Genomic DNA, 496 nt, shown 5'->3' with positions numbered 1-496 from the left:
CCTTTATCCAACAGTTCGTTCTCTACTTTCAATGATAAAACTTTCGTCATACCTTTTTTGATTTCGAATGATACTGGATCTGTTAGTTTTTTGTAACCTGGTAAGCTTTCTTTTTCTACTAATTTGTACTTTCCTACAGATAAGTCTGAGATTTTTGCTTTTCCTTCTTTATCTGTCGTTACTTCTGTTACTACTTTGCCTTGTTCGTCTTGTACTTCGAAGACTACACCTGCTAATGCTTTTTGACTATCTTTATCTACTTTTGTGATTTCTACATTTCCCTTGTCTAACATTTCATTTTCTACTGTTAAAGCAAGAGATTTTGTCATGCCTTTTTCAATTTGGAAAGTAATCGGATCTACTAATTGCTTATATCCTTTTGGTGCTTTTACTTCTACTAACTTGTATGTTCCAACTGCTAAATTAGTAACTTGTGCGTGTCCTTTTTTATCTGTCGTTATTTTAGCGACTACTTGTCCTGCTGCATCTTGAATCT

At 33.7% G+C, this 496-nt stretch carries 1 protein-coding gene; it reads right to left on the bottom strand.

Going from position 1 to position 496, the window contains the following annotated elements; genetic code table 11:
* Positions 1-496: MSCRAMM family protein (locus JDS82_RS29025; RefSeq protein ID WP_275952027.1), on the bottom strand; the 496-nt coding region annotated here is incomplete at both ends.

Source organism: Bacillus cereus group sp. N14 (assembly GCF_016483555.1).
GTDB lineage: Bacteria > Bacillota > Bacilli > Bacillales > Bacillaceae_G > Bacillus_A > Bacillus_A wiedmannii.
This window is presented reverse-complemented; position numbering and strand designations above follow the sequence as displayed.